This is a genomic window from Acidobacteriota bacterium, assembly GCA_038040445.1.
Taxonomy (GTDB): Bacteria; Acidobacteriota; Blastocatellia; order UBA7656; family UBA7656; genus Onstottus_A; species Onstottus_A frigus.
Genome location: JBBPIG010000045.1, coordinates 21,687 through 27,779 on the forward strand (window position 1 = coordinate 21,687; position 6,093 = coordinate 27,779).

Here is a 6,093-nt window from a genome sequence, read left to right on the forward strand (position 1 = left end):
TCTTTCTGCGATTGTTGCCGCGAGTGATGACGTGGTATAGCCTCGAATTCCTGATTACACCTTATCGTTCGGCTGCGCGCTTGAGAAGTTCCAATATTTCGATTTCCTTCTTTTTCTTCGCCAATGAAAATGCACTGGCTCCATCGGTGGCTTTGATGGAGGCGTCAGCACCACTGCGCAACAAGAGCCTCACGGTCTCTACCTGACCATCGCGGGCTGCGAGCATTAAGGACCGTATATCCTGCATTGTTACGAACGTTGACATCTGCACCCCTATCTAATAACAACTGCACTGTGCTTGGATAATCTATGGCCGTCATTAGCGCAGTCCAGCCGTCCTCATCCCTCGCTTCTAACCTCGCTCCATGGTCTAACAACATTTCAACTATGTTCGAGCGTCCTTGAAGCGCAGCATACCTTAGCGGCGTACAACCGTCATTACTCTTGGCGTTTATGTCTGCACCTTTATCAAGTAAGACCTGAACAACTTCAGGACCAGCATGGAAAGCAGCATCCATCAATGCGGTTCCACCAGTGTCATCCTGTTCCTCTACATCCGTTCCATGATCGAGCAATGATTTGATTACGTCTAATTGGTCTCTTACGGCGGCCCTTTGGAGCAACGTAATTCCTTTTGGCCCCTTATTCCGAATATTGGCTCCGAGATTTATGCACGACAAGGCCTTCTTAATCTCACCTGCTTCTATAGCACTCACCAACTCTCGCGTAATTTCATCGTCGCTCTGCTCCGCAATGGCGTCACGCTCCGTGTAGACTGGAACGGTTCCTACTTTATCTGGATATGGGCTGTACGTTAAATCTACTTTGTGTTCGGACCGAATGAAATAAGCGCGATAATAGCCGGTTTTGGAGGGAAACACTTTCTCCGTAAACTGCTTGAGCGCTTCCTTACCGGCAGGGGTACCATCGTCAAATAAGCACACAGGAGCTTTGTAGACATTGATTGCCCGTTGGAGCATTTCTTTATCACTATATATGGTTATTGAAAGAGATTGCGGCTTTTTATACACAACCGCCATGGCATTGCATATATCCTTCAGGGTATCTGGTCTGAAATCCCTTTCTTCCAGATAAACGAATATATGCCGACTTTCTATATACGAGGACCTGGTCGTTGAATTCAAAGCTACCGAATAGTGATGGCCAGAGAGCCTCTCTAATCGCCATTCTCCCGATGCTGGATTAGAGCTATCGGTTCGTTGGTTAGACTCCATTCCCTTTTGGGAGTAAGCGAATTCCGACACGGCTAAAGCTAATGAAATCGCAACGACTGAAATCAATTTCATATTGACAGGTATGAATATACTTTGCGGGGATGGTTTGTTCAACCAACGACTTTCCATCACTTCAGGCACTGCGTCGTGCATAACCACCCTGACGACTTGATTAGCACAGAAGGCACGCCCCACTAAACAACAGGAGATCACTATCTACGCGTCTGCTGTCGCGAGCCGGGCAGCATCTTCCAGGACTTAATGATTCGATTCAGCACCGGCCGGTCGCTCTCGTATCGGTTGGCAGGGCTGTAAAGTTCAAGCTCGTAAATGAAACGCTTGTCAGGACTGAGCGCCATTATGGACGACAGTACGTATCGGTGGGCCGATCCTGGACAAGTGTAGCTAACCACGAGGAGCACGGCATCCAGCGGCCCCAGATGCGCGTCGGTGATAGTTTCCGATTCGATCTTCTTTCCTTCTTGCCGCAACCACTCCGCCATTTGGATCGCAGCTTGGCGCGGTGTATCGTATTCAAGACTATTGTGCTCTCCCCTTACAAAGATATAGCTTTGTGCCGACTCGCCGAGGGCGAGCCCGAACCCCTCGTGATTGGCCTGATCTCGACCGTCGTAAGCGGTAACTCCCCTGGGAATGAAAACAGAGTATTCGTACGCCCGATTGACATACCGCCCACGGTATTCATATCGTGGCGCTCCTTCCAATAGCCTTTGAACGCGGAGTCGTCGCAGGCACCGGCTCGATTGGCAGCGGACGACAGGAGAAGACCAATAACGATACTGATGACTAACATAGAATCCTCATTGGTGAATGCCACAGGCCGCCATGAACTTGAGCATGGAATTATAGACAGCCCTGAACTTCTCCTCATACCCGGGGGTCCGCGCTGTTATAGGGATTGCCTTGGGCGGGATGTTGCAGCCCGTTAATAAAGGCATCAAGGGTCTGAGTACCTCGAACACGATCACCAAACCTTTCTTCCCAATACTGAATTGCCGCGTCTAGCGATGGGTATTCAACGTTTCCTGCTGCGTGACCGCGCCTGTTTCCGCTTAGGGACTTATCCGAAACAGACCTTCCCTTGCTATCGCCCAACCGTTCCCTTTATCCAGAAAACACATGTCTTCGAACCGGACATTCATATCTACTTTTCGCCAGCTTGTTCCGCCGTCGATGGTCTCTTGGAGAGATCCGTCCGCGCCCAATCCCCAACCGTGCATTGAATCGATAAAATGAATCTTCGCAAAGAAGGTCTGCCAATTCGCACTGGGCCAAATACTTTTCGGGTCAAGCAGATCGCACCAGGTTCGTCCCCCGTCGGTGCTCTTAGCAATGTACCCATTCCTGAAGCTTAACCAGCCCTGAGACGCGTCCAGGAAGTAGATCGCTGCCGGTGCGTGGACAACCCCACTTTCTGTATTTCCTTCAGTAGTTTCCAGAAGCATTCGATTAGCACACTTACTCGTCGAATAATCAACGAGTCTCCAACGGTTGCTGCCGCTTTCTAGGTAAAAGAATTCTCCGTCGCTACATGCCCATCCATGATCCGCGTCTAGAAAACACAAGTGCAGGAGCCTGCCCTCGGAGCTTGGAAGCGATTGTCGGCTCCATGTGGCACCCCCGTTTTCAGTATGAAAGAGAGCCGGATAGAGGACCTCCTTACCATCACTGGACACCAACTGGCTTGGAGCACCGGCATCCTTCGGTGAAACCGGACGATACTGTTCTCCGGCGGCCCAGCCACGTTCTCCATCCTTGAGGAAGTGAATTGAATGAAGAACTACATCAGGATCGCTCAACCTTGTCCAGGTATTGCCACTATCCACAGTTTTGTAGATTCTCCTCGCCAACATCCAGCCGGTTTGTGAATTGATGAACTCGACACTGTCGATAGAATCTAGAATACCCCACGAACCTTCACCGGAAAATGCAAGCTCCCAATTCTTACCCCCGTCAGTTGTTCGCCACAGGTTCTTGCCATTTGCAAGCCAGCCGTCGTGGTCGCTAACGAATTGCAACTTAAACCAGCCCTCTCTGGTTGGGACATTTCCAATTCTCAGGACCTTCGATACATTTTCAGATGGCTTCGAGTCGGTCGCGCGGAAAGTACAACCCACCCCAGCCTCCACTGCAAGACAGATGCAAAATACAGTAGTGATCCTAATCAATTTGTCGGCTAACACTAGGCCCCCGTATTGAATGGAGTTTCAAAAGAAATCTGTGTCGCCAAAGCGTGTGGCACCATCTTGGGCGCGAACAAATCTGTGACGGCCACGACCTTGGACTACACCCCGCCAGTTCAGCGCATTGGGATCCGTTGGCCCGTTTTGTGCGACGAAGTTGGCTGCTTGAACTGCCCTGCGTAACCTTTCGCATAGAGGACTGCCATTGACGCCAAACTGGCCTTCATCCAGCATATCTCTGCCCGCCTTGTAACCACCAAATCCACCGCTAGAGCCCACGTCCTTCCATGTGCTGCCACCAAATCCTCCCACCCTCGCCCGGTTTGCAATGACGCTGACCATCTCGACCATCTCTGCATAAAGGACACCCGCTGTAATTGTGCTCGGCTATCACTTGCGAGCCCTGCCACACATAATGAGTCAAGCTCATTCCGGGGATTGTCTTGCTCACTCGGCGATTCTGATGATCGTACTTGTAGGTGGCTGTCGTGCCATTGTCCACGCTCACCAGCCGGTTCTCTGCGTCGTAGCTGTAGCTGTGTACTCCGTCGTTAGTGACATTGCCCGCCGCGTCATAGGCGGAGTTGTTCGGCTGGTAGGCCTCGATCTCAGTGACTCGGCTGTAACTGGCCAATGCGCTGGTTACTCGCACCCTGATCTGGTCGGTGGTGATGTTTGAGAAAGAGAACTTCCTCCACACCTTGTTGTTGCCGGTAACCACTCCGTCAGTCACCGCAGTCCAGGCCGTTCCGTTCCAGTACTGGACCTTGAAATCCACTATGCCGTATTGACTGAAGGTCATCGCTTCGGTGGGCTCAGCGGGATTTGTGTAGTTATCCTGGAGGGTGAATACGTCGATCTCATTGATCGTCTTACTCCCGTTGAAGCTCACCTGAATCCAGTCCGGGTAGCTGTCTGCTGTGCCATCATTCCACCCGCCGCCGTTGCCCCAGTTGACGCCCTTTCGGTCTCCGTTTATGACCGAGGATTCCGGATAAGCCGTGCTCAAGGTAGAAGACGCAGTGGCGGTTGCTCCATTAGCTGCCAGCGCCACGTTGGTGCTTGGCGGGGTGTACTGAATTCTGTTGGTGGGAACTCCGCCGCTCTGCTCCAACGCGAGGGATTGAATCTGAGAGCCGCCAGAGACAGCATCCCATACCCCGGTTCGATTGCCCCAGCGGTCATAAGCAAACCTTCTCTGCGCGCTTGATCCGTTACTTGTCTGATTAGATGTCACCAGTCTTCCAAGATTGTCATAAGTGTAAGCCGCGCTCTCGGTCGTCGAGTTGATCGTTCCGCTGATGGACATCAATTGACCTGCGTTGCCGCATGTCCTAGCGACAGGAAATCATTGATATCGCGGAATCATTAGTGCGGAATCATTAGTAAGGATAAGATTGCTATTTAATCCTCTTTACCCCTAATAATGATGGTCTTTTCGCCGGCTTTGGGGTAATTCGGGTTGTAGCGGAAGAGTTCCACTGTGTTGGTTCTTCTATAGTAGGCAAGCTGAAAGATCCTCTTACCTTGTGCAGGACCACTTCCCCCAGTACCGGTAGCTAGAGTCGCCAGTTGTCTTATATCAGTGTTGACCCAGATCGTAAGCGCTGGCTCTTCTGTCAACTTGTCTGAGAGAATCCTGAAGAGAAGACCAAGGTTGCTATCTGTGACTTGACCGGGCTCCATGAGAACGTCTATTGTTCGTTCCCGTTGGTCCTTGTCATAGAAGTCACCTACAACGAGCGCGCAGAAAGGTAGTCCCTCGATTGATCTGGTTTCGTCCCGCTTTACGTCTCTCTCTTGGCCGTTTCCCGAGATCGCGTCTGTAGCCACCAGAAACAAAATGAGTGGCAGTATGACTTTCGTGATCATTGGTACCAAGCCCTCCTTATCGGTAGTCCGCTAGCCCGCTGGCGGTCACGGCGCACCGTGAGTACATAGGCAGACTAGATCCCTCACGGACAACCCTGGTCAATCCAGTTAGTAACATTTCGCCCACCTGTGTTAAGCGTAGCTTGTATGCGGGCGTCATCCCCCCTTAATACGGCATGTAGCAGCTCGTGCATGAAAGTCATACTTTGCCATTCCGCCGTTTCAGCGAAGAAGGCGTTGCCGAAATAGACGTCAACGTTGATTAAGGCGCCCCGTCCACCCCTCCGAGCACTAAAAATCGTGACCGCAATGCTTCCGGCGTTAAACTCCCCTCCGATGGTCGTACCTCTTGGAGTCCGCGTAGCTAGAAGACCGGGGTTAGCCACAGTGTCCTGAAGATGCAGCATATTTGATTGTACCAGCGCGTTCAACTGGCCCATGTACGCTTGAAGCTTTCGCCCGCAATCTCCTTTTGAGTTGATCCAGTCTCGGATACCATCCCAATACCTTGTCAAATCCGCGAGGCTGGAGATCTTTGGCGGTGGGGGAGGGGGAATCTGTGGAACCGGCACAGTCCCCGGTACCGGCGGGTCTTGTCCACCGGGCAGTTCTAAGGCCACTTCTCCGCCAAAATCAATGAAACCGCCAGCGCTACCGCCCCCGCTGATATTTACCGTGCAATTCGAGCATACTAGCGTGTTCGGTACCTCCTCATCCAATCCCAAGGGATCGATAAGGTTAATCGGATCATTGCGACTGTACCTGTACCGGTTCCAGCTCTG

At 51.7% G+C, this 6,093-nt stretch carries 5 protein-coding genes; all 5 read right to left on the minus strand.

The genetic code is table 11. The features are described 5' to 3' along the window. Positions 1–164: 164 nt before the first annotated feature. The 5 genes from AABO57_27550 to AABO57_27570 all read right to left on the minus strand — a co-directional run bounded on the left by AABO57_27550 (position 165) and on the right by AABO57_27570 (position 5,311). Positions 165–1,388, minus strand: a complete 1,224-nt coding sequence (locus tag AABO57_27550) for an ankyrin repeat domain-containing protein (GenBank protein ID MEK6289487.1) — start codon at positions 1,386–1,388, stop codon at positions 165–167. 59 nt (positions 1,389–1,447) lie between these two features. Next, positions 1,448–1,738 carry a hypothetical protein gene (locus AABO57_27555; GenBank protein MEK6289488.1) on the minus strand — a complete coding sequence of 97 codons (291 nt, stop codon included), beginning with the start codon at positions 1,736–1,738 and terminating at the stop codon, positions 1,448–1,450. A 570-nt stretch (positions 1,739–2,308) separates the two neighbouring features. After that, positions 2,309–3,373, minus strand: a complete 1,065-nt coding sequence (locus AABO57_27560) for a hypothetical protein (GenBank protein MEK6289489.1) — start codon at positions 3,371–3,373, stop codon at positions 2,309–2,311. Positions 3,374–3,707: 334 nt separating this feature from the next. Next, entirely contained in the window at positions 3,708–4,748 is a 1,041-nt protein-coding gene (locus AABO57_27565; protein ID MEK6289490.1) for a discoidin domain-containing protein, read from the minus strand. Positions 4,749–4,843: 95 nt separating this feature from the next. After that, on the minus strand, positions 4,844–5,311 hold the full coding sequence (locus AABO57_27570) for a hypothetical protein (GenBank protein ID MEK6289491.1): 468 nt from the start codon (positions 5,309–5,311) through the stop codon (positions 4,844–4,846). Positions 5,312–6,093: the final 782 nt, after the last annotated feature.

What these genes read in the sequence shown, in the direction of transcription:
- AABO57_27550 (MEK6289487.1), bottom strand. Translation starts at nt 1,388, where the DNA reads ATGCACGACGCAGTGCCTGAAGTGATGGAAAGTCGTTGGTTGAACAAA.
- AABO57_27555 (MEK6289488.1), bottom strand. Translation starts at nt 1,738, where the DNA reads ATGGCGGAGTGGTTGCGGCAAGAAGGAAAGAAGATCGAATCGGAAACT.
- AABO57_27565 (MEK6289490.1), bottom strand. Translation starts at nt 4,748, where the DNA reads ATGTCCATCAGCGGAACGATCAACTCGACGACCGAGAGCGCGGCTTAC.
- AABO57_27570 (MEK6289491.1), bottom strand. Translation starts at nt 5,311, where the DNA reads ATGATCACGAAAGTCATACTGCCACTCATTTTGTTTCTGGTGGCTACA.